Source organism: Deinococcus yavapaiensis KR-236 (genome assembly GCF_003217515.1).
Classification (GTDB): Bacteria; Deinococcota; Deinococci; order Deinococcales; family Deinococcaceae; genus Deinococcus_A; species Deinococcus_A yavapaiensis.
The window spans coordinates 329,215-352,048 of record NZ_QJSX01000003.1 but is presented as its reverse complement, the minus strand read 5'-3'; the positions used below and the strand labels follow the sequence as shown (position 1 = coordinate 352,048).

Annotated in this window: 18 protein-coding genes and 1 CRISPR repeat array; of the genes, 14 read left to right on the top strand and 4 right to left on the bottom strand. The window is 60.0% G+C overall.

What is annotated here, in order from left to right:
- Nucleotides 1-381, top strand: a 381-nt coding sequence (locus DES52_RS05810) for an MBL fold metallo-hydrolase (protein ID WP_146237199.1), incomplete at its 5' end; no start/stop codon positions are given.
- Nucleotides 382-539: 158 nt separating this feature from the next.
- Complete coding sequence (locus DES52_RS05805) at nt 540-1,328, top strand: IS5 family transposase (RefSeq protein WP_110885819.1); 789 nt, start codon at nt 540-542, stop codon at nt 1,326-1,328.
- Nucleotides 1,329-1,656: 328 nt separating this feature from the next.
- Here the strand turns inward: DES52_RS05805 and DES52_RS05800 are convergent, their stop codons facing one another.
- Genes DES52_RS05800 through DES52_RS05790 form a run of 3 tightly spaced genes read right to left on the bottom strand, consistent with a single transcriptional unit; the run spans nt 1,657 to nt 4,609 of the window.
- On the bottom strand, nt 1,657-2,628 hold the full coding sequence (locus DES52_RS05800) for a hypothetical protein (protein ID WP_110885818.1): 972 nt from the start codon (nt 2,626-2,628) through the stop codon (nt 1,657-1,659).
- A gap of 44 nt (nt 2,629-2,672) precedes the next feature.
- Nucleotides 2,673-3,917 (bottom strand): vWA domain-containing protein, encoded by a 1,245-nt coding sequence (locus DES52_RS05795; RefSeq protein ID WP_110885817.1) that lies wholly within the window; start codon nt 3,915-3,917, stop codon nt 2,673-2,675.
- 17 nt (nt 3,918-3,934) lie between these two features.
- Complete coding sequence (locus DES52_RS05790) at nt 3,935-4,609, bottom strand: MerR family transcriptional regulator (protein WP_110885816.1); 675 nt, start codon at nt 4,607-4,609, stop codon at nt 3,935-3,937.
- 230 nt (nt 4,610-4,839) lie between these two features.
- Between DES52_RS05790 and DES52_RS05785 the strand changes: the two genes are divergently transcribed.
- Nucleotides 4,840-5,028 carry a MazG-like family protein gene (locus tag DES52_RS05785; RefSeq protein WP_110885815.1) on the top strand — a complete coding sequence of 63 codons (189 nt, stop codon included), beginning with the start codon at nt 4,840-4,842 and terminating at the stop codon, nt 5,026-5,028.
- Between the two features lie 140 nt (nt 5,029-5,168).
- Here the strand turns inward: DES52_RS05785 and DES52_RS22505 are convergent, their stop codons facing one another.
- Complete coding sequence (locus DES52_RS22505; RefSeq protein WP_146237198.1) at nt 5,169-5,993, bottom strand: hypothetical protein; 825 nt, start codon at nt 5,991-5,993, stop codon at nt 5,169-5,171.
- 1,402 nt (nt 5,994-7,395) lie between these two features.
- Here DES52_RS22505 and DES52_RS05780 point away from each other — a divergent pair.
- The 11 genes from DES52_RS05780 to DES52_RS05730 all read left to right on the top strand — a co-directional run bounded on the left by DES52_RS05780 (nt 7,396) and on the right by DES52_RS05730 (nt 22,768).
- Nucleotides 7,396-7,581: a helix-turn-helix domain-containing protein gene (locus DES52_RS05780; RefSeq protein WP_170130912.1), complete on the top strand. Its 186-nt coding sequence runs from the start codon at nt 7,396-7,398 to the stop codon at nt 7,579-7,581.
- Nucleotides 7,578-7,781 (top strand): helix-turn-helix domain-containing protein, encoded by a 204-nt coding sequence (locus DES52_RS05775; RefSeq protein WP_245900739.1) that lies wholly within the window; start codon nt 7,578-7,580, stop codon nt 7,779-7,781. Before DES52_RS05780 ends, DES52_RS05775 begins: the two co-directional genes overlap by 4 nt.
- Nucleotides 7,782-7,914: 133 nt before the next feature.
- Complete coding sequence (locus DES52_RS05770; RefSeq protein ID WP_110885813.1) at nt 7,915-9,117, top strand: hypothetical protein; 1,203 nt, start codon at nt 7,915-7,917, stop codon at nt 9,115-9,117.
- Nucleotides 9,107-10,180, top strand: a complete 1,074-nt coding sequence (locus DES52_RS05765; protein ID WP_110885812.1) for an AAA family ATPase — start codon at nt 9,107-9,109, stop codon at nt 10,178-10,180. Before DES52_RS05770 ends, DES52_RS05765 begins: the two co-directional genes overlap by 11 nt.
- Nucleotides 10,181-10,575: 395 nt before the next feature.
- A complete protein-coding gene (locus tag DES52_RS05760; RefSeq protein ID WP_110885811.1) occupies nt 10,576-10,821 on the top strand; it encodes a hypothetical protein in 246 nt (81 codons plus the stop codon).
- Nucleotides 10,822-10,824: 3 nt separating this feature from the next.
- Nucleotides 10,825-12,009 (top strand): tyrosine-type recombinase/integrase, encoded by a 1,185-nt coding sequence (locus tag DES52_RS05755; protein WP_110885810.1) that lies wholly within the window; start codon nt 10,825-10,827, stop codon nt 12,007-12,009.
- 190 nt (nt 12,010-12,199) lie between these two features.
- Nucleotides 12,200-14,410 carry a CRISPR-associated endonuclease Cas3'' gene (locus tag DES52_RS05750; RefSeq protein ID WP_110885809.1) on the top strand — a complete coding sequence of 737 codons (2,211 nt, stop codon included), beginning with the start codon at nt 12,200-12,202 and terminating at the stop codon, nt 14,408-14,410.
- Between the two features lie 7 nt (nt 14,411-14,417).
- On the top strand, nt 14,418-15,083 hold the full coding sequence (cas5c, locus tag DES52_RS05745; RefSeq protein ID WP_110885808.1) for a type I-C CRISPR-associated protein Cas5c: 666 nt from the start codon (nt 14,418-14,420) through the stop codon (nt 15,081-15,083).
- The gene (locus tag DES52_RS05740; RefSeq protein ID WP_110885807.1) at nt 15,067-16,743 is read left to right on the top strand and encodes a type I-C CRISPR-associated protein Cas8c/Csd1; all 1,677 of its coding nucleotides are present in this window, start codon (nt 15,067-15,069) and stop codon (nt 16,741-16,743) included. The genes cas5c and DES52_RS05740 overlap by 17 nt, the downstream gene beginning before the upstream one ends.
- A complete protein-coding gene (locus DES52_RS05735) occupies nt 16,740-17,885 on the top strand; it encodes a type I CRISPR-associated protein Cas7 (protein ID WP_110885806.1) in 1,146 nt (381 codons plus the stop codon). Before DES52_RS05740 ends, DES52_RS05735 begins: the two co-directional genes overlap by 4 nt.
- 167 nt (nt 17,886-18,052) lie before the next feature.
- Nucleotides 18,053-18,730: a CRISPR direct-repeat array (repeat unit 36 nt; unit sequence CTTGCATCCCCCTTCGAGGGGGATGAGCATTGAAAC).
- A 1,065-nt stretch (nt 18,731-19,795) separates the two neighbouring features.
- Entirely contained in the window at nt 19,796-22,768 is a 2,973-nt protein-coding gene (locus DES52_RS05730; protein WP_170130910.1) for an ATP-binding protein, read from the top strand.
- Nucleotides 22,769-22,834: the final 66 nt, after the last annotated feature.

Below are 22,834 nucleotides of genomic sequence, written 5' to 3'. Positions count from 1 at the left end.
TTCGAGTTGCGCTTTTTCGAGGTGCAGCACCGCGTGCCGACGCTGGCAGTGCGGGTGGAGGGCGGCGGCAAGGTGCTGGCGTACAGTGCGGACAGTGTGCCGTGCGACGCGCTCGTGGCGTGCGCGCGCGAAGCGGATCTGTTCGTATGCGACGCCCTGGTCGCGGAGTCCGACGGGAAGGACGCGGCGCGTCGGGCGGCGGCCCTGATGCACCCGACGGCGAGGGAAGCGGGTGAGATGGCGAGGGCGGCAGGGGCGAAGTCTTTGGCGCTGGTGCATCTGGCCCGCTTTGCCACGCGTGACCGTGTGCTCGCCGAGGGGCAGGCCGCGTTCGAAGGCCAGACGGCGGTTCCGGATGATGGGACAGTACTCCCGGTCTAAGGTGACAAATTAAAGCTTTCGAAGGCCAGACGGCGGTTCCGGATGATGGGACAGTCCTTCCGGTGTAAGGTGACAAATTAAAGCTGACGTGCCATTAGAGGGTGCCAAGAAGGGGATCGTAACGAGGTGTGGTCATTCTGATCAGTCCACACTGAGGGATGACGCGCCGTGCCTACCCCAGCGACCTCGACGACGACACGTACCACTTCGTGCTTCCGTACCTGCTCCTCACTCCTGAGCATGCCGCCCAGCGCAAACACCCGTTGCGTGACGTCCTCAACGCCCTCTTCTGGATGACTCGCACAGGAGCGCAATGGGATTACCTTCCGCATGACTTCCCGCCACCCGAAGTCGTGCGGCAACAAGCGGCCCGATGGTTCGAAGCAGCCTGCTTCGAGAACATGCTGCACGACCTGCGCATCCTGTCACGAGTTCAGCAAGCTCGAGGCGCCGAACCCACCGCGGTGATCATTGACAGCCGTACCCTGCAAAGTACCCCCGAGAGCGGTGCACGTGCCGGGTACGACGGCGCGAAGAAACGCAAGGGGACCAAGGTGCACATCGTGGTGGACACCCTCGGTCACCTACTGGCCTTGATGACCACGCCAGCGAACGAGCAGGACCGCGCTCAAGTGCACGAGTTGTGCGTGCAGGTGCAGGAAGTGACGGGCGTCAAGGTGGAAGTAGCCTTCGTGGATCAGGGGTACACCGGGCAGCAGACAGCGTTGGACGCCGCGAACGGTGGAGTGGAACTGCTGGTGGTGAAGCGACCGGAAGCCAGCAAGGGCTTCATTTTGGTACCTCGTCGTTGGGTGGTCGAACGGTCTTTCGGCTGGTTGTCGAGGTTCAGGCGGTTGGGACGGGATTTGGAGCGGTTGTCTTCGACCTTGCTTGGCTTTCACACCGTGGCGTTTTGCCTTCTGTTGGCGAACAAACTCTTTGCCTGAACTTCAAACCCCTCCTTGGCACCCTCTAGGGCTACTCGAGGGACGTGAAAACTTGATCATGGCCCACAAGTGACGGATTATTGATAATGGCTCGTCAGCTTTGGTCTGTCACCCAGCTCAAGGGCTCTGTTCGCACCGGACGCCTCTTGTTCTGCAGACATCGCTGACAAACCTTTCCTGACACACCAATAACTGCAAAAGTAAGATAAATGATGTCGCACGGCAACTCCGGATGCAGTCGTGCAGGCACTTGCGCGCTGATGACGAGGGCAATCGGACTACGAGCGGAGGGCGGTTGTTACACCTCCCTCCCCACACTCGCACCCGGTCAAGCCGCGTCTTCTATTTTGGTTCCGTGTTTCTTCAAACAGGCATGCATCCTGTTGAGCGCGCGCTGCATGATGCCTTTCGTTGCCTCGAGATCCCTAACTCTCCTCGCGCCTTTGTCATTCAACCGTTTTTCCTCCTCGATCTCGATTTCCAAAGCATTCAGTTGGGCCTCGAGGTTCGTGATGTACTCCTTGGCTGCAGCGTTGCCAAGGAGATCCCGTTGAAGTAGGAGGCTGAAGGTGGTCACGAGCTTCGCCAGTTCGATCAGGGCGCCCGACGGACCCAAGTGTCGAAGCACCTTCAAAATCGTCATTCCCCCTGCCCATGCCACCGCTCCCGTCACGGCCGAGGCAGTCGAGACCAACCAAAGCCCCCCGGTCATGCCCATCCCACCCAACGCCATGCTGCCCCCTCCGAGAAAGGCTAGCCCGCTTGTGACGGCCGCCGCTCCGGACATTCCCGCACCAACGAGCCCGACCAGCACCGGGCCATAGAAGATTCCCAGTGCCGCCATGATCGCCATGCCACCCACGTAAAGAAGTGGAATCCAATTGGGTCCGGCAAGGGCCTTCAAGGCCTCGTTCCTCTCGGCGATGGCTCTTTGTGCGTCTCCACCAAGGAGCGTGAGGGGGGGCGCGACGTCTCGCAGGGCATCCTCGAATACCTTCTGGGAGAACGACAGTTCGTACGGGGAAAACGGATTGCTGAAGGCGAGGTCCACCATCAACCGGAGAGCCTCCGCTGGGGTGAGCTTCGAGCTCAGCTCCCGCAGGCGTTTCTGCACTCGGTAGATATCGGCGGGCTCCGACAGTTCGGCGAGGGCCTCGCGCTTCAACTTCAAGACCGCTTCCATCTTCTGCTTCTGCCCCTTGTCCTTTTCTCGGGCCGCGATTTCGTGCGCGAGGAGGTACAGGGCGAGGATGTAACGGAGGGCGTCATCATTCCGGTTGGGCAAGTTCGACTGTTGCATGCAGTTCGCCTTTCGTGAACGAGGATGTTCATTGCTTCGAGCGCTTACTTGCTGCGGCGGCGCAAGTACGCCTCGGAATCCGCCTTCTTGCGCGCCTTCTCGTACTGCCGGTTGCCCAACGCGTCATGCAGATCCTGGATGGCTGCTTGTTCTCGATCTCGCAAGGCTGGGTCCATGAAGTACGCTGTGATGCCGACCATCGCGCCCATCGTGCTCGACGCGCCCGCGTAGTCACCACGGTCGATTTGCGTCACGGCGAGCGCGCGTTGCCGCGCGAGTTCAAGGTGCGTCACGCGATCCCGAACGTCCGGATCCTCGGGTTGCGCACGTGCGACGTCGGCGGGCAAAACGGGCAACTCCAGCGTCGCGCGCCGCGTCGTCCTCACGCCAGTTTCCGGGTCCGTCCAGGCCAATCGCACGGTCAACGGCTGGACGACGTTCGCCTGCATCCCGGCTTCCGATGGAACGTGCAAACGAACCACGGTGTCGACGCTGCCTCCAGCAAGGAGGTTCGGGAGCATGAAGCGTCCTGTCGGGGTTTTCGGCAGGTCGTTGAGAACATCGACGACCGTCACGTCTTGTGCGCTGTTCGGTTCGAAGCCGAGGCTGACGAGGCGGCCACGCGAGGAGGTGAGTTCGCCCAGCTCCAAGCGCAGGACGGGCTCGAGTTGGTCGAGGTGTTCGACGAAGTGGTAGTTGCCGTCCCCGGCGGTGCTGATGGCGGCGAGCAGTGTCTCGTCGTAGTAATCGCCGATGCCGATGGTGCTCGTGCTGACACCTCGTTCGTTCAAGCCACGCATGGCGGGCGCGATGTCTTCGGCCGTTCGTAGGCCGACGTTCGCGTGTCCGTCGCTGAGGAGGATCACGCGGTTGATGACGCCGTCCTGCTGGTGCAGGGCGACTTGCTGCGCGCCCTCGAGCCACCCGGCGTAGAGTGCAGTGCTTCCCCGCGTGCGGATTGCATCGATGGCCGCGCAGATGCGGTCCGGCTCGTCGACGAACGTGCTTGGAACGGTGAGTTCGACGGTGCTGTCGAACGCGACGACGGCGACGCGGTCGTTCGGCCCGAGTTCCCGCACGAAAGCCTTGGCGGCCTCCCGGGCCGTGTGCATGGGCGTGCCGGCCATGCTGCCGCTCCGGTCGATGACGAGGGCGACATTCAAAGGAGGCCGTTCGATGACCCGTTCCACCGGTGCTGTGGAAATGCGGACGAGCACCTCAAGGGTGACGTCCTCCCCGGACGGGATGGAAGGGCGGAGCGGCTTGAAGGTGATGATCGGTTCGTTCATACGGCCTCCTTGGCGGGTCACTTGCGTTTGTGTTGGGCGAGCAGATCCATGATCAGCTTCGCGATGCGTTCGCGTTCAGCGGGCGTTTTCGGCGATTGGTAGTCGTCTCGAAGGTGCACTTCGAAGCCGGGTTCCAGCTCAACGTGAGTCCAGCGGTGACGTTGGACGGACTCGTCATGGGTGGATTTGGACTTGTTGGCTAGAGCGGCGGCCTTCAAACGGGCTGTTGTTGGGACGGCAAGAGCGCCCACCACGCTGTTCAGACCAACAGCCCCAGCTATCAAGGCGAACCGGCGGTCGTGGTTGGGAGAACTGCCGCCCTGGTGGGTTTTCGGGTCAGGGGTGACGTTGAGCTTCCAGCCGCTTTGCAGAATCATTTCGAGCTCCAGGTCGGATCGGTTGCGCAGCACGTCGCCTGCCGAGCCGGCGGACAATCCGCCAGTCATCAACTTGCGAAGGGTGAGAAGCTGGAGGAGGTGACGTCGGGTATAGCGGGCCTCCCGACCTTCCTTCTGGGGAGGGTCGATCAGGTTTTCGCTCGTGTAGTGCCGGACGAGGCGTGGGTTCACGAGATCGGTGACGCGGGCGTCACGATCGATGTCTGGCATGAAGCGAGGAAGAAGTTGATTGGCTGTGTTGACGAGGTCGTCGAGACTGCCGTAGAAGTCAGGGAAAGAGGTGGGTTCTGACACGCACCATAGTGACAGCGATCATTGAAAATGTCAATAAGTACCTTGGTCTTTTATTCTGATGTACGAGAACAAGCGTAAGTAACGTTGTTTGCCCTCAACCGGTCTCGGATGGAACGCTAGAGGTCCGCTGCTACCCTGCTGTGATGGACTTCCCAGCTCTCCAGTAACGCCTCCTCGAATTTGCACACGAGCGACAATGGAAGGCGTACCACGCGCCGAAGAACCTCGTCATGGCGCTTTTGGTGGAGGTGGCCAAGTTGATGGAGCACTTTCAATGGCTGACCGAAGAGCAATCCCACCAGCCTGAAGCGGCGGGTGCCTCCCTGGAAGCGCTCAAGGAGGAAGTCATGGACGTCCTGATCTACTTCGTGCAGCTCTCCAAGAAGTTGAACATCGACTTGGAGGAGCTGGGACGGTAATGGTTCGAGGCGTAATCATTGCGCATCTGTGATTTCTTCTGGGCACAGCGTAAAAAGATAACGACCCTTCGCAAGCTACTCCCTTTGGACGATACGGCCCAAAAGTTGCTACGCATTGAGTGACATATTTAGCAACATTTTTAGCTTCGTAGGCTTAATTCAATCGAGCAATAGGCCTTCGAAAGCTGCGCCGCATCCAGACTCCCCGAAGGCATATTTTTTAAGCTACGTCGAAAAGTCATTTCAGCATATCTTTCATCGTGAAAATCTGCGTCGTGCAATAAGTCATAAATGTCGCTATAACTAATACCGATACTCGATCTGCTTGAATTAAAGCCGTCACATAGGGCATCAAGAATGTAATTAGCGGATATTTCTACCGCCTCTTCAAATAGATCATCTATAGATTCATCGTCAAAATCAGAATCTTTACGAACATAGTACCAGTATATGCCCAAGTGGGCCTTACTAGGTTCACTGCTTGACAAAAGCTTCTTCCCCTCTAGATCCGTAAGACTTTCTGCGCTTTTTACTTCTAATTTGCCATTTTCCTGTGGGGCTACTCCTACATCTATCGCAGAAATTGATGCAATAGCGGATAAGAATGCATCTCTCAGCTTTCTTTTATTTCCATATTTATGAGCGTAGTGATCTACTATCGCCTTTACTGATCCCGGATCATTCAAATCTACATTGTATAAAACCATAAATACCCAATCGCTGTCAGGGCATCTTACGTCATCCAAACCATCTAGAATCTCTCTCATTAACTTTGCAATGGAATCTGCTGACTTTCTCACTGCTTCCTGGTACGCAAATGAAAGCTCAATACCAGCATCAACAACTTTGACATGATTTTTAAACCAAAGCAGCGCCCCGTTAGAAGTAGCGAGATCGTCACTCCTTAGGGCGTTAATAAGCTGTTGCGACGTGGCGCAGTTGTCCTTCTTAGAGTTTTTTCCCATGGCTTCACCTAAACCTTACTGATTTACAAGAACGAGGACATTCTCCAGCGTTTGCGAGGTCAGAATTTTATCCTTAATAGTATAAATCCACAGCCCTTTTTACTGTACAATCCTATTTGCAGCAGGAAGGCTTAGATGAGTGCGACTATAACATAATCGCATTAATACTACAGCCGCAATATTAGATTTCAGGCAGCCCTATTTCTCGAGAACGACTAGGTAGTTTTTAGGGCAACTTCTAATTCTTTGACTTTGTGTAACAGTTGCTGCGGTATTCAAGTTCGTCAAAGCACAATCGACCATTCTTCAACGTCATTGTTGTAGCTACCGGATTATCAATACCGAAGCCAACCATGCGGTACATCAATAACACTCGTTTACTTGAAATTGCTTCATATTCTCCTATAGGCATCGAAAGTCCACCGGACACGACGAGCAACCTCCCCTTCGACAAGAATTCAAACGTGTTCTGGGGTACCTGAGGATTCACCCACTTACCCGTAAAAGGCGATGACGCAGCACTCGCCATACTCAGCACGGCCAAGACAGTAGGAATCAGTAGCTTGAAGGCTTTCATAACCCCACCTTACGTTGCGCACAAGATGTTGTGGGCGCAAATGCCAGCTCCTCGGACCTTAGGCCTTTGCTGGATAAAATCTGCGACATCGACACTACGTCCATCGCTCTAAAAAATGTGCGTGATCACGGCGTGTACATTGTCGAACGCGCATCTATTGATGACCATGGGGATGGTTCGGAGGTTCTACCTTCGTTACACAAGGACGGGCACGCTGCCTCCCGCTCCACTTCGACCGATGCTATTGATAACCGCGAAAGTCACATGGGTGGCGCGAAAGTCCAGCGGTCCTTGTGAAAGCGCGGGGAGAGGGTGTCTTCCCACGCGACTTCAACCGATGCCAATAATAGGAGCCATCGCCTCCAACGAGGGCTTCAAGGTACAGCTCGGTTTACGACTTCAGAGTTACAAGAGAACGAGGAGTGTCGGTTGTCCATCGACGACGTTCACTTGCAAGTTCGACTCGCTCTCAGAGCGGTTTTTAGCTCCAACAGGTCGCACGCGTATGATTTAGCCCTCAACGCATAATTTGTCGCTCTAGGTGCAGGAAAAACTCGTGTGTAGTCGTTGTTGGACCATAAGTCACGTCCTCCCCACAGCTTCTACCCTGAAGGCGTGAGCGAGAGCTTCATAACGAGCCAACCATCTGCCAATTGGCCCGCCGTCTGCTCACAAGGATACAGCCCACGTTCAGGATTGAGCTGTCGACAACACGACCCAGGCGGGACACGCGACTGGCAGGCGCACCCCACCGCATTTCAGCCGTGGCCCAGCGCATTCAGCCTACCTGCTCGATGCGCTCCTACGATGGAGAAGGAGTACGAGATGGACGAAGTCAGAGAGTTGCTGCTGGTCGGTCAAGCCGCACGAGAAGCAGGCGTCAGCGAGCAGACGATGCGGCGCTGGGTGGACGCAGGTCTCGTGAAGGCCGCTCGCCTTCACCACGTGCGCGTCGTGGATCAACGCGATCTGCGACGATTCCTTCGTGATCGCTCGGAGGCACGCGCATGACGCTCGCGCCCTTCTCCCACCTGATGGTTCTGGATCGAGCGGCGTATGAAGTCAAAGAGCTTCCCGCAGTTCTGCGGTTGGGGAAGAACGCCGTGTACGAACTGCTGCGTTCCGGTCAACTCCGCTCGATTCGGTACGGCAAGAAGTACATCATTCCACGAGAAGCCATCGTGGAATTCCTCAACGGGCGTAAGGCGTGACTCGCGCCTCTCGCCGCCGATGGCAAACCCTCGAGCAGTATCTCCTGTCCGAAATCGCTCGAGGGCGGAAGACCGAAGCCGCGTGGAAGTTACTGACGGACTTGCGACGCATGGGTTACCGAGGCGTTCAGGCATGACGCGCATTCGTGACGCGGTCGAGCAGATCAGCTTGCCTGACTTGATCGAGGACGTGTGCGGCCCGCAACTTGCCTCCGGATGGAGCGTAGAACGAGGCGGCGTGATTCGCGATCCGCGTCCAGGTCACGAGGAGCGTCATCCGAGTTTCAGTGTCTTCCGATCCAAGCATGGATGCTGGCGCTGGAAGCGCTTTGGTGGGGACGACGCGGGCGGGGACGCGTACGACTTCCTCCTGCAATGCGGCTACTCGCCTGCCGAAGCTCGGCGAGAATTGGAAACGCGAGCGAACTTGCCAGGGGCGAGCACGCCCCTCCAGCGAATCGTCAAGCCGCCTTCAATCCACGCCCTGCCCACAGGAGGAGGAAACTTCTCGCCTCTATCCGAGGACGAGCGCCACCGCCTCACGCGTCTGGTCTCGCCGCTTGACGAGAACGACCCAGGCGCCCGCGAACTCGCACGTCGAGGGTTGTGGGGAGAGAGCGCCCTCGACGCTGGGAAGCTCACGCGGCCCTTCCGCACTCGGGCGGGGAAGGTTCTCGCGCATCGAGGCGCGCTCGCGCTGACGGTAGGCGGCCCGGACGGACGTCCATGGGGATTGAAGGTCCGCAATGCCGGCACCGCCGAGGAATTGCGGACGCGGAGCCTGGAGCGTTACGTGTACCGCCTCAAAGGGCACGGCTCGCCCGCGTGGTGCTCCCCCAGGTACGGTCAAGGAAGCGCGTTGCTGCTCGTGGAAGGCGAGCTCAACGCGGTCGCCGCCCACCGAGCCTTACGAGCAGCCGCGCAGTTCGACGTGCAAGGCTTGGCGGGCGCGAGCGCTTGGCCGCACGTCTCGGGGCTCGCGTCGCGGGTCGTGTACCTCTACACCGACGACGACCGAGCGGGGCGGGACGCCCAGGAGCGCCTGGCTCGACTCGCGTACCAAGAGGGTGCTTCGGACGTCCGGAGTCTCCCCTTCCTACCCGTCGGGCGAGACTTTTGCGACCTCCTCGGAAAGGACGGGGTGTCCGTTTTGCGAGCGTGGCTGTTGGAAGCGATCGACGCGTCGGCATCCAGGCAGCCCGGTTCAGAGAGGCACCCCGAGACTGCCTCGAAACGAGCGGCGCCCAGCGGGCAAGACTGGGGTTTGAGGCAGTGGGGCAAACCCGCGCGAGACTGGAGCGTGCGTTCCTGGGAGGCGTTCGACCGTGACGCTTGACCACTTCCGGGACGTGGATCTTCACGCGCCTCTCCAACGGATCGAGTTCCTCGACGAGGACTTGTTCCCCATGCGCAACGTCAGTTTGGTCGCCGCGCGGGAAGGCGTGGGAAAGACGACCCTGCTCACACACCTTCTTTGGCAGGTGACGCGTCCGCCCGGCATCGGTCGCTTCATGGGGCGCGCGGTGCGGCACGGGGGCGTGCTGTACATCAACACCGACGCCCCGGACGACGGTGAGTCGCGCGGCGTGCGCTATTGGCTGGAGCAGCACCGTAACGCCTTTCCCGACGGTCGCATGGAACTCGTTCGTGTGTTGGAGCCGAACGAGCACGGCTTGCTTCAGAACAGTTTCGACGAACTGATTCCCTTCGTGCTGGAACGCGACATCATCGCGGTCGTGCTCGACTCGTTCATGGCAAGCTTCCCGGGGGTGAATCCGAACAAGCAAAGCGCCGTCATGGGACCGATGGTGGCGCTTCGTGAATTGGCGACGGCGACGGGAGCGGCCGTGATCGTGACCGATCACCTGCCGAAAGCCCAAGCGGGCGAGCGGGACGGTGCGCGGGGTGTGACGGGCAGCGTCGCCAAGATGGCACAGGTTCGCGCCGTGCACATCTTGACGGTCGAGGACGCGAGCGTCGAAGGGCATGACGTCTTGCGCTGGCAAGTTCAAAAGGCGAGTTACGCGCCTTCCCGCTACGCCTTCGGGGTGGAAGTCGTCCGCGAAGGCGGGGGCGACGTCGACATTCTCAGCATCGAACTTCACGACTTGCCAGATGGCAAGTCCTCAACGCGAACGTCCCTCGCGTCTATGGCAGTGATGCGGCACGTGGAGCGGAGCGCTGGGCATTGGGTGCGTTACGGTGACTTGGTGAAGGTCGCGATGCAGGCGGGCGCCCTGAAGGAGCGGGCCGCGAAAGACGCGGTGAGATCGGCCGTTCAAACCCTCCTCGTGGAGGGGAAGGTCGAAGAGTCGACGCTGAGCGAACGAGGCGCTCCGAAAGCATACCGTGTCACATCAGCATTGCCCGAGTGCCTCGAATTGCTGGAGTCCGTGTAGGACGAGCTGGAATTCGAGGCAAGCGCTCTTGCCCGACTTCCCTGTTTCGCGTGTGGCACCGGAGGGGTGGGACGACCCCTCCGGTTTGAGTCGGGTCCGCGCAAGTTCGAGTGCATCGGCGAAAGGAGCGACATGGCGCCTGCGGCAGGAGGAATCAGGCGCGTTTCCACCCTCGCGCTCGTTCGCCGTCGACGCAGCATGAACCCGCACGGAGACGAAAGAATGGTGAAGTCGGAAAAAATACACGCGGCACGATTCATCCGAGTGTGGCCGCCTTGGTCCCCCCTACCCCGGTGCTTCTTGTGTTGTTTGCGCATGTGCGCGTTGGCTTGAAGCCAGGGTTCTGATCATGACGATGCCTAGTACTTCTGCTAGAGAAAGGAGTATGGTGAAGCATGGGGAAGCTCGTGTGGAAGCTCGGGAACGTGTTGAAGGCGAACGGTCTGACGGCACGGCAAGTCGAAGTCGAAGCCATCAAGCGCGGGCATCGGCTGGGAGAGAACACGATCTACCGAGTCAATCGAGGTGACGGACCGAAGCGCTTCGATCGCGCCACCCTTGAAGCGTTGATCGACGCCCTCCGCACCTTGACGGGCAAACCCCTCGGAATGAACGACTTGCTGGAGTACCGCGAGGAGTAACACATGACAGACCAGGCAGACAGGAAGAGGCGGGAACGTGAACGCGGCAACGGCTTGGGCAGCGTCCGCAAGTTACCGAGCGGCAAGTGGCAGTGGTCGCTCACCGTCGGGTTCGACGAGCGAGGCAAGCAACGCCGCAAGTCAGGCACGGCCCCCAACGAAACGGCCGCCAAGAAAGCACTTGCCACTGCGATGGCCGCACAAGCCAAGGGTCTGCTGGCCTCTCCCGACCGCATCACCCTCGGGGAATGGCTGGGTCGCTGGCTCGAAGGACGCAAACCGCACGTCAGCGAAACCACGTACGAGTTGTACGCCACGCGCCTCCGCTTGTACGTCCCCGAGAACTTGAAGATGCTGCGCTTGCAAACCGTCAAGCGCACGCACCTCAGGGACCTCGAGACCTTCCTGGCGAGCAAGAACCTCGCGGCGAGCGGCCGAGCGAAAGTCTTCGAGCACTTGCGGGCCGCCTTCGACGAGGCCATCGAGCAGGAACTCCTCGCCGTCAATCCCGCCCGCGGCATTCGCGTGAAGGCGACTGAAGCCGAGAAAAGCGTGAAGAGCGAACGGCGTAAAGCCCTCACGGACGACGAGCTGGACCGCTTTCTGACCGCCGCCGAAGACGACGCCTTGTACCCGCTGTTCTACACCCTCTTCAGCCTCGGCTTGCGGCGAGGTGAAGCGCTCGGCTTGCGTTGGCAGGACGTCAACTTCCACACGGGCGCGATCCGCGTGGAACAGCAAGTGAAGCTCCTTCGCAATAAGCCCGTCATCGGTCCCTTAAAGACTGCCGGCTCCCGCCGGACCTTGTACGGCAGCGCCGACCTCCTCGACGTCCTTGGCGAGCGCCAAGCGAAACAGCAACACGACCGCGCGGCACTCGGTGAAGCGTGGCAGGAGTGCGGTCTGATCTTCACGACGGCGCTCGGCACCCTCATGCACCCACGCAACGTCAATCGAAGCATCGACCGCCTCTGCAAGCGAGCGGGCATTCGCCACTTCGGTTCGCACGCGGGGCGATACACGAACATCACCCACCGGTTGCGCGGCGGAGAAAAACTCGAAGTCGTGTCGGCCATTGCAGGTCACGCTCGCCCGTCCATCACCAGCGATTTGTACCGGGACGTGATGGAAGACGAGAAGCGCCTGTCCGTGTACAGCCTTAAGAATCAACGGCAACAATCCCGCTGAGGCGTTGAACGCACCGAATACAAGTCAAGTCGGCCTGTTGCCGTACTTGGCTCCGATCTGGCGGCGCGCCTTTCACGGGTGAACCAAGCCATAGTGAAGCCTCCTGAAAGCAAACATGCCGATGCTGCTCACGCTCGGGAGTGGGCACCCACATTTGCTGTTGGCGACGCTTATATGAGTGTTAACCTGAATGCAATTTCAATCACGGCAAGCACTCAGGCCATTCACGGGGAACCCCAGTATGTACGCGCACACACCTCGCCCAGGTGAGTCCACCTTCCACAAGCTCACAGAGCACGTAGCGGAAGTCTGCCGCTTGGCCGAATCCTTCGCCGACCGGTTCGACGCACGACAGCACGCTCGAGCGCTTGCCATTTTGCATGATGCCGGGAAGCTCAACCCTGCCTTCCAACGTTACCTTCAAGCGCTGTTCGAAGATCGAGACCCTGACGTTCATCCTTCGCACGCCCGGTACGGTGCGCTGCTCGCCGCCGAACTTAACGCTCAGCACCTCGTGAACGCCTTGCGCGGTCATCACAGCGGCTTGATCAACAAGAGCGCCCTGAACAGCTTCCTGACAGCTGTCCAGCAGGATCCCGCGTATCAAGACATCCGGCAAGCCACTCTGGCCTTGTGGCCCGAACTGCAAACCTTGGCACTCTCGTACCCGCTTCCCAAAGCGCCCACGAACACCCCACAGGGCCGAAGCGCCGAGTTACTCCGCCGCGAACTATGGCAGCGCATGCTCTTCAGCACTTTGGTCGATGCCGACTACCTCGACACGGAAGCGCACTTCCAACCCCACCGCGCTCAACAACGCGACGTCACTCTCCAACCCAACCTCTCCGACCTCCTGACCGTCCTGCAACGCGATCAGGACGCGTTGCAACGCGACGCCGTCGACTCCCCGGTGAACGCCACGCGCAAGGAAATCTACGAGCGATGCCAAGCGAGCGCCCGTTCCGACCGCGGCGTCTTTCGGCTCACCACCCCGACAGGTGGTGGAAAGACACGCAGTGGGCTTGCCTTCGCTCTCGAACATGCCGTGCAGCAAGAGTTGAAGCGCGTCATCATCGCGGTGCCGTACACCTCCATCACAACGCAAACGGCAGAAGTGTACCGGGGCTTGTTCGGTCCTACCAGCGTCGTCGAGCATCACTCCGCCTCACCGGCCGAAACTCCGTTCAGTCGACTTCGCCTTGCGAGCGAAAACTGGGATGCGCCGCTTATCGTCACGACAACCGTGCAACTCCTCGAGAGTTTGCATACCGCTCGGCCAGGCCGAGCACGAAAGCTTCACAACATCGCCAAGAGCGTCATCGTGATCGACGAAGTGCAAACGCTGCCCGTCGCCCTCACCCAACCGACGGTCACCATGCTGCAAGCCCTCGTGGACGACTACCAATGCAGCGTCGTCTTGTGTACCGCCACTCAGCCCGCGCTCGAAGGCACCTCGCCGTACCTCGCCGGCTTTCGATCCGTCACGGACATCGTGCCCGTCAAGGAGGCCGAGCGGCACTTTGAGTTGCTGCGACGCGTCACGTACCACTACCATCCGAACCCCCGCTCATGGCGGGACCTCGCCGATGAAGTGCTGTCCGAACGTCAAGCATTGGCCGTCCTGAACACACGGCGTGACGCCATCGCTCTTCACGACGCGCTGCAAGATCCGGACGCACTCCACCTCAGCACCTTGCAATGCGGAGCTCACCGAGCGGACGTCCTACGGACAGTTCGAGCACGCCTGGATCCTCGCCTCCCCTTTCCGGCAAGGGCACCTTGCCGCCTCACCAGCACCCAAGTCATCGAAGCTGGCGTGGACGTCGACTTCCCGTTCGTGATGCGAGCCCTCGGTCCCCTCGACCGCATCATTCAATCCGGAGGGCGCTGCAACCGCGAAGGCCGTCTCCACTCACCCGGCCGCGTCAGCATCGTGATTCCCGACGAAGGAACGCTGCCTCCCACCGGCGGGTACGGCCTGCTCACGAGGCACGCGCAACGCCACCTGGAACGCGGAGCGAATTTGAACGACCGGGAAACGGCGCCCCGATACTTCGCTGACGTGTACCGCTCGATCGATACCGACGCGAATTGTGTGCTGCAAGCGCGATTGGATCACGCGTTCGCGGACACCGAGGAACGGTACCGCTTGATTCCCGAGGACACCACGAGCGTGTACGTTCCGTACCGAGCGGATATTCACGCGCGTCTCGCCGAACTCGAACGCCATCCCTCTCGCAGGTTGCTTCGGACGCTCGCGCCTTACGCCATCTCCCTCCGAGAAGGCGAGTACCGCAAAGCACAAGCCGCTGGGCTCATCGAGGAACTGCCCTCGGGCCTCGCCGTCTGGATCGGCCCGTATCATCCCGTCTTCGGCGCTCGAGCGCTCCTCGACCTCTAGGAGGACCATGAATCTCGTTCACGTGAAAGTCTGGGGTCCCCTGGCGTGTTTCACTCGCCCCGAATTGAAGGTGGAACGCGTCACGTATGACGTGATGACTCCGTCGGCCGCCCACAACCTTCTCAAAGCCATCTTCTGGAAGCCCGAGTTCGACTACCAAATCACGGAAATTCACGTTCTCAACCCGATCGAGTACGTCAGCATCACCCGCAACGAAATCAAAGACCGGCAGACGCCACGGCAGTCGTACATCGCCGCGAGCGAACGGCGCACACAACGCACGACCCTCGCGCTCAAGGACGTAGCGTACGTCATCAAAGCTCGGATTCACCTTGAATCCCACGCGACCGCGCCCGTGCAGAAGTACACGGGGATGTTCATGGATCGCGTGGAACGTGGCCGCAACTTCCACAGTCCATACCTCGGTCTGCGCGAGTTCCACGCATACTTCACTCGACCCACCGGCAGCGAACGCCCCATTGACGTCACCCGCGACCTAGGGATGATGCTGCTGCGACTCAATTACCAAGAAGACGAGCGGGGACCGTTTACCTTCACGCGTCACGGAAGTGATGGCGCGCGAACAGTGAAAGGCCGTGCCGTACCCGAGTACTTCGGAGCGCACCTCGACAACGGAATCCTCCGCGTACCGGGGCATGACCATGTTCGCTGAACTCCTCGAGTACTACGCGCGGAACGTGGCCGGACAAGACGTGGCTGGCTACCAGCTCGGGCGTCCTGACATCATCGCGCACATCGAAAACGACGAACTTCGCCTTCCCCTGATCGCAGCCGACGAGACGATTCGACCCGTGCTCTTCCCCAAGTTGGCAGCGTCAAGGACAAACCGATCCGTAGCCGCCTTAGCCTGTGATACCGCCGAGTACTCGCTGGGCATTCCACGGGATGCGAAGTCCCCGGACCGGCACCGAGCGTTCCTCGAAAGCCTCGAGCAAGCCGTGCGGGACACGAACCACCCCGCGTTGACCAGTCTCCTCACGGCCCTTCGAAAATTGGAGACGCCGCCGGAACTCCCACAGGGTAGGAAGGCGCAGCAGATGCTGGTGTTCCTGGTTGATGGAAACCACGTGCATGACGACCCCGCGTTGCAAGCGTACTGGCAGCAGACCTTGCAAACGAACGCGCGTCAATTGCCGGACGCCGTGACCGGACAAAACGCCCCCTTCACGCAACGACTTCCAGCGACAACCAAAATACGAGGCGTCCCAGGTGCTCGAGGGAACGGCAAGCGTGAGTCGCCCTTGCTGGCCAGTGCGAACGAGAAAGCTTTCGACTCGTATGGCCTCGAGAACTCCTTCGGAACTGGCTTGAGCACTGTCACGGCCGAACGCCTCGCGAAAGCCATTCAAGGTCTCCTCGACGACACCAAACACCGCGTCTACCTTCGGAATGCGTCCTTCGTTTACTGGACGAACGAGGCCGACGAGCTCTCCCTCGAGGAAGACTTGTTCGCCCCATCCCCGGAGCATGCCCGCCAACTCCTCGCCGCGCCCATCTCCGGGCACCACCCGCCCACCCTGGACGCGGCGGTCTTCCAAGGGCTCTTGTTGGCCAGCAACACGGGTCGCTTGATCGTACGAGGCCGAGTGCAAGAGCATCTTCCCGTGATTCAAGCTCGTGTGCGAACCTTCCTCCGCCGGACAACCGTGCCGTACGCGGGCACCACGATCACGTACGGAATCCGCGGCATGCTCGAGTCCGCCACGCACCAGCCTTCACCTGCCACGGGAAGAAAGTCGTCGCAAGGAAAAGAAATCAAAGGAAGCAAGCTTCCACCACATATGGACGAAGACTTGCTGTCCCACGTCCTGCAAAACACCTTGCTTTCTGCGAGCCTTCCAATCTTCATCTCGACTCGCGCGAAAACTCCGAAGCACATCACGCCGGGCCTCGCGGCCCTCGCTCAACTCACCTTGTTCGCGACCCACGTTCTTTCAGAAGGAGACGCCATGACCGAACCTCCATCCCCTGCGGATCTCGCGTACCGAACAGGGCAACTGCTCGCAGTCGCCGAGTACGCGCAACGGCGAGCCCTCGGCAAGGTAGGCACCACCGTCGCGGACCGCATGTTCGGACTGGCCGCGCAAAACCCAGCGCAAGCCATCGGTTTGATCGTGACGGCCACGCGTCCCCACCTCGCTAAACTGCGCCGCACTTCGCCTGGGCTCGCTTATACCCTGTCACGACGGATTGCCGAGCTTACCGCCGAGTTGACGCCGGACAACGTACCGAGTGCGCTTTCACCAGAGCAGAAGACGGCTTTCGTCCTCGGGTACTACAAGGAAACTCATTCCTCAGGAGGAATCAAATGACCCTGACTTCCAGCTCCACGTTGCCGTTCGAGGACGCCCTTCGTCCTGGTAGCCCACTTCTCGATCCTGGCAAGCGGCACGACTTCGTCCTCGTCTTCCAAGTAAAGGACGGCAATCCGAACGGTGACCCTGATGCCGCCAACCGCCCTCGCATGGACGCGCGGACTGGGTTGGGGCGCGTCACGGATGCCAGTGTCAAGCGGAAGGTGCGGGACTTCGTCAAGCTCGTCAAACAGGATGCCGACAGGTACAGGATTTTCATCGAAAGGGACGCCCCTCTCAACGCGACGCTCCGACGGAATTACGAAGCCAACGGTCTCATGGCCACGCAAGAAGCCGATCAAGTCGTCACCGACGCTCAATTGAACGCACTGACCGAGCTCGTCGAGGAGCTTCCACCTGCATTTAGCCTCGACGAGGACACCCGGAAGCTCACGTATGACGGCTCGCTGGACTCAGAGGAATTGAAGGCATTGTGGTCTGATTTAAAGGGGAAGGCGACGCGTGACACGCTCGACTTGTTGAAGAACCTCGTCAAGCGGGTCGGGAAGAGCAGCAAGAACCGCGAGAGCGAGGAGAAAGCGCGCGAGCACATGCTGCAGCAGTACTTCGACGTACGGATGTTCGGGGCCACCATGGACACGGGAAGTCACAAGGCCGGCAAGGTCAAAGGCGCCCTACAAATCCACATGGGGAACAGTGTTCATCCGATTGAAGCCGTATCCGACAGTTTGGCGCGCGTAGTGGTGACGAAAGAAGAAGACGCTCATAAGCGCACCACGTTCGGGGAACGCTGGAGCGTTCCCTACGGGGCCTACGTCGTAACCGGTCAGTATTCACCTCATAGTGACGCCGCGCCGTTCGTCACAGAGGATGACCTGTCCCTCTTTTGGACCGCCCTCGTGCGAATGTACGACAACCACCGCTCGCACTCGACGGGCACCACAAGTACCCTTCGCGTCGTTGTCTTTACACACGACGACCCACTCGGGAACGCCCCCTCCTTCCTCTTGCACGAAAGTGTTCGAGTCGAAGCGCGAACCGAAACGCCACGAAGCAGAAGGGACATTGAAATTCGTCATCCAGAACCGGGAGCATGGCGGCGCGGCATTACAGTCACCGTGTTTGATCCGGCAAGCTAGTCGCGCGAACCGAGCGTGACGAGCACTTACGGGAAGGTTCGCGCAGTGCTAGATGTGCGCCAGCACGAGTATCATGACAACGAGTCCGGTTTATTGACCTCTCACAGGGAAGGTTCGCGAAAAACACTACGAATACTGTCTGCACAACGAAGTTTTTCGTTGACCCCCTTGCATCCCCCTTCGAGGGGGATGAGCATTGAAACACATCCTCGCCACGCTCGAACACGTCATCCAAAGCCTTGCATCCCCCTTCGAGGGGGATGAGCATTGAAACCGTTCGAGGAGCCGTCCGAGGAATCGTACGAGCGGCCTTGCATCCCCCTTCGAGGGGGATGAGCATTGAAACTTGCAGCAGCGTGTCGACGTACGACAACGCGGAGACTTGCATCCCCCTTCGAGGGGGATGAGCATTGAAACTTCGTGGTGAGGAGGTTCAAAGCGCGATGCACGGCGCTTGCATCCCCCTTCGAGGGGGATGAGCATTGAAACGGGAGCTTATCGAGGATCACGCCGAGCGCCGTCTGCTTGCATCCCCCTTCGAGGGGGATGAGCATTGAAACATTACGCGTCCAGATTGTCTTAAGTTTCCCGCTCGCCTTGCATCCCCCTTCGAGGGGGATGAGCATTGAAACGATGTCCACGCCGCTCGGCACGAGGCCCTCGCTCACTTGCATCCCCCTTCGAGGGGGATGAGCATTGAAACTTCGACGAGCAAGGGTACGACGGGGCGTCGGTGGACTTGCATCCCCCTTCGAGGGGGATGAGCATTGAAACACGCGACCCAAGTGCACCCACATGCCGCGACGCCGCTTGCATCCCCCTTCGAGGGGGATGAGCATTGAAACAAGCACTTCGCCATCGCGTGCGGGCTGGGCTTCCTTGCATCCCCCTTCGAGGGGATGAGCATTGAAACAAGCGCAGGAACGCTGCGTCCGCGACCCGCTCCCCCTTGCATCCCCCTTCGAGGGGGATGAGCATTGAAACAACCACATGGAAGAAGTGTGGGGACCAACCCCGGCCTTGCATCCCCCTTCGAGGGGGATGAGCATTGAAACCACGGCGAGCAGGGTCTGCTGCGCGGCGAGGCGTTCTTGCATCCCCCTTCGAGGGGGATGAGCATTGAAACAAGCACTTCGCCATCGCGTGCGGGCTGGGCTTCCTTGCATCCCCCTTCGAGGGGATGAGCATTGAAACAAGCGCAGGAACGCTGCGTCCGCGACCCGCTCCCCCTTGCATCCCCCTTCGAGGGGGATGAGCATTGAAACGGCTTCAATTACAACAAGATTTTCCCCGTCAAGACCTTGCATCCCCCTTCGAGGGGGGATGAGCATTGAAACCTCGGCGCCGCGCAAAGTATCGCCGGCATCAAAGACTTGCATCCCCCTTCGAGGGAGATGAGCATTGAAACGTCATGGGTTACCTCGAAGGTCATCCGACCGTTGTACTTGCATCCCCTTCGAGGGGGATGAGCATTGAAACTGCTGGATGCGCTCGTCGAGGCTCATGTTGCTGCTTGCATCCCCCTCGAAGGGGGATGAGCATTGAAACAAGACGAACAAACGCACACTTCCATCACGCTGCTCTCTTGCATCCCTCTCGAAGGGGGATGAGCATTGAAACGAACCGAACACCGAAGAGGAAGCGCCCGAGTTATTGATAACCGCAGAAGTTACGCGGGCGGCAGGAGACTGAGGCTGCTGTTATCGCGGAGCAAGTATGCGGTCGGCTCCCGCTTCACTTCAACCGATGTCAATAGCTTCCACTCGCCTTCTCGTGCGCCGCTTGGATGACTGAGCCCCTTCTCAGACGGTCTCTTGGATTTCTACCCCGCTTACAGTGCGGAGCAACCACAAGTCAAATGTGCAGCTCGTTTTTCCGTTTCATGCCACGCTTTTCCCAGCATGTCATCGGTGAACCTGTTCGTTCTCGGCCCACCAGTCGTGCAAGCGCACCCCCCTATTCACGTTACGTCCCGTAAAGCGCTCGCGCTGCTAATCATCCTCGCTCTTGACGGACCTCGGTCACGAGAAGAACTCGCGCACTTGCTGTGGCCCCGCTCGCGCTCCCTCGCTTTGCAAAGTTTACGTGCCAGCCTCATCAAGCTCCGCGGCGCATTGGGAGAGCACGCGCACCTCCTTCACGTCGACCGTGAACACGTCGCCCTCCAAGGCACGTACTTTGAGGTTGACGCGCATCAACTGGACGCCGCCGACGAGCACGAGTTGCTGACGTTGTGGCGAGGGCCCTTTCTCCACGGGTTACGCGTCCACGACAGCGTCGAATGGGACGACTGGGTGAACGACTGGAACGCACGCCTCTTGTCACGCTTTCGATCGCGCGTCGAGGAACTCACCCGTCACCTTCTCCGTCAAGAGCGCTTCGAGGACGCGATTCGCCTCGCTCGGCATAACGTGGACCTCGACCCGTTGTCCGAACCCAACATGGCGTTGCTCCTCAACGTGCTCGTTCACGTGGGTCGCGTCAACGATGCCCAGCAAGCCGCCGTTGCGTTCACCGAACGCTTCACCCAAGAACTCAGCGTGCCGCCCACCTTGCCTCCCCTTCCGGAACTCCCATCCCCTACCTTTTCCGCGAGGACGCGCAGCAACTTGGAGTTCGAGCGTACGAACTTCATCGGCCGCGACGCAGAGCGAGCAACTGTGCGCGCCGCGTTGCAGCACGCGCGCCTCGTGACGCTGCACGGCCCGGGCGGGCTCGGCAAAACCCGCCTTGCGCGCACAGTCGGTCACGTCCTCGCGGACGAAGGCTCGTTCGAGTTCGTCGCGTTCGTTCCCGTGGAAACCCTGCAGAGTGCCGTCGACCTTCCAGTCCGGATGGCTGCCGCCCTCGGCCGCACCGTGATGAGCGTTGACAACGGTCTCGAGGAGCTTGCCAGCGTTATCGGGCACGCCCATGTGCTCTTAATCCTCGACAATTTCGAGCATCTCACGAGTGAAGCGTGGATCATCGACGATCTGCTCGGTCGTTGCCCACACGTGCGCGTCCTCGTGACGTCCCGCGAGCGCTTAAGCCTCAAAGCGGAAACGGTCGTGCCGCTGCTCTCCCTGGCCGTACCGAACGAGTTCACGCCTCTCGACGTGGTTCAACAAGCGGACGCGGTGCGTCTCTTCGTGGACCGCGCGAAAAGCGCGCGCTTCGACTTCACGCCTTCCGAGGAATCGTGGACGCTCGTGCGACGCGCATGCGAACTCGTCGAAGGCTTGCCGCTTGGCATTGAACTCGCCGCTGCGTGGACGAGCACGTGGCCGCTCGCGTTCATCGTGCAGGAACTGGAACGCGACCCGTTGTCGCTCTCCCACCCCTTGCGGGACGCGCCCAGTCGACACGGAAGCCTCCGGACGTCCTTCGACGTGTCATGGCGCTTCCTACAAGAAGAGGAACGTCGTGTGCTCGCGCGCTTGTCCGTCTTCCACGGCGGCTTCTCGTTGGAGGCCGCCCGTCAAGTGGCAGAGGCCACGCCAGAAGTGCTCGCGCAACTCACAAGCAAAGCCCTCGTGAATTTCGACGGCGCGCAGCGGTACGCATTTCACCCGCTCGTGCGCGAGTACGCGCGGGCGCACCTCGACGAGCAACTGGAGGAGCGCGACGTCGTCCTCGCCGCGCACGCCTCGTACTTTCTCGGCGCGCTGCGCAATGAGCGCATGTCGATCGGTGGGGCGGCCTCACCGGAGTTGCTGACGTTCGTGCGGACCGAGGAAGCGAACTTGCTCGCGCTCCTGACCTACTTGCAGGAAGCGCGGCAGTATGCGGCGCTCGCAGCGCTCGCCGAGCCGCTACTGTGGCACTTCCCGGCGTCGACCGGACCGAACGGCTTCACGTTCGCGTTGCGGCTCGCGCAGCGCCTACTCGACGCGCTGCCCGAAGACGAAGCGGACGCAAAATCGGCGCGGTTGGCTGTCATGTCAAGTTACGCGTGGCTGCTGCTGTTCGTAGGAAGCTTGAAGGCATCCGTCTGTATGTACGAAGACGCCGTGCGTTTGGCAAGAACGCTTGGTAACGACGAGGCGTTACAACGCGCGCTTGATGGTCTCGGGCAGGCGTTGTACCGATCGGGGCGGTCCGAAGAAGCGGCCGTGGCGTTGGAGGACGCAGTTCGCCTCGCACAAAGGCAGGAGGATCCGTACCGCTTGTTTCGCGCGTTGAACAACTTGATGATGGCCGCCGGGATGTCCGATGACTTTGAACGCGCGGCGTCCGCCGCCTCGCACGCGGAAGCGTTGCGAACGAACGATGACGTTGCCGACGGCATGGACGTCGTATGGTTCCTGACGAACGAGGGCGCCGTGCACTTGCTGCAAGGGCGCTACGAGTCCGCGCTGTCGTTATGGCAAGAAGGCCTCGACGTGGCAGCGGACACGGGCATGACCGGTCAACGCACGATTATGCACGCCTTGCGCGCGTGGGCGTTCTTGGAACGTGGCTTGCGCTTCGAACGAGCGCAAGACTTGAGCGACGCGGCCGACGCGGCGCGTGAAGCGGAGGTCGTGGCGCGTCACACGGGGGAGCCATTCGCGCTCAATTTGACCATCATGGTGCTGGCACGCTTGCAACTGCACGCGGGTGATGCGGATGGAGCGCTTCAAAACATGCGCGAGGCGCTGCTCGGGTGTTGGCGCAGCGAGAACATTATGCTGCTGGTATGGCTACTGCCTTACTTGGCGGAAGCACTTGACGCGCGTGGCGATGCGACGGCTGTTGATCTGGCCACATTTCTTAGCAAATCACCGCTCGCGAAACAGCATGTCAAGGAGCGAACACGAACGGTACTTGAACGCACCTATCGACACGTGAACTCTTCGAAGGAGCAGCGTGACACTTCCATAATGACGCTTGAGGAAATCGTTACGCATTGCCTGGCTTGAGGCAAGACGGGAAACTGCTAGCGCATGGCATGTCCATTTCGAAGAACTTGGGCGCAACGATCAACA